The organism is Sphingomonas sp. ABOLH, assembly GCF_003951715.1.
Lineage (GTDB): Bacteria > Pseudomonadota > Alphaproteobacteria > Sphingomonadales > Sphingomonadaceae > Sphingomonas > Sphingomonas hankookensis_A.
The window spans coordinates 1-784 of record NZ_QQWV01000114.1 but is presented as its reverse complement, the minus strand read 5'-3'; the positions used below and the strand labels follow the sequence as shown (position 1 = coordinate 784).

1 pseudogene is annotated in these 784 nt (G+C 60.8%); it reads right to left on the bottom strand.

Annotated features, from left to right (window positions below):
- Positions 1 to 784 (bottom strand): annotated as a pseudogene (locus CA237_RS19485) (polyhydroxyalkanoate depolymerase); the annotation flags it as partial.

Here is a 784-nt window from a genome sequence, read left to right as displayed (position 1 = left end):
AAATGGGCGATTGCATCGCGCGCGGACTTCTCGTGCCTCTGCGGATTCATGGCGACGAACGCTGTCAGTTGAAGGTAGCCGGGATAGACGGCGCGGTTGGCACCTGGAAAGCGGGCCGGAACCGTGGTGATAAGCGTATCGGTGAACCAGTCGCTATCATGTTCGGAAGCGAGACGATTGACCTCCGTGGGAGAGCGGGACGTATCGATCGGGGAACCGAGGACTGTCAGGCTGGCCGGCAAGACTACGTCGCTCGTGGTCGATGATTCTAGGATTGCTGTAGCGGCGACGGCGGGTACGCCTGCCTGGCAGACAGCAACGATGTGCGTGGTCGGTCCAGGCTTTGGAATATGCCCGATCAGTAGATCGATGTAGTCGTCCAAGTCGAATCCGCCATCGTGGATGGGAACATCGCGGGCATTGGACCAGTCGGTCACCACGACCGAATAGCTTGGCAGCAGGTCGCGGACGGTCTCGCGTAACAGGGTCGCATAATGACCCGCCATTGGCGCGACGAGCAGAATTGTCGGAGCATCGGACCGGCCGATAAGGTCGAAGCGGAGCAGGCGGCAGAATGGGCGTTCTTCGACTACCTCCTCGCGCACGGCGTGGGCAGTGCCATCAACATCGACCTCGACGATTCCGAACGCCGGCTTTTCTCTTGGCTCCGTCAGCCGACGTAAGACGGAGAGGCTAGCCGAAGTCGCCCGCCGGATCGTAAGTGCGGGGGGATCGAAGCCAAGCGCCTTTGGCAGCGCGAGCCAAGGACGGAGATGATTCAGAT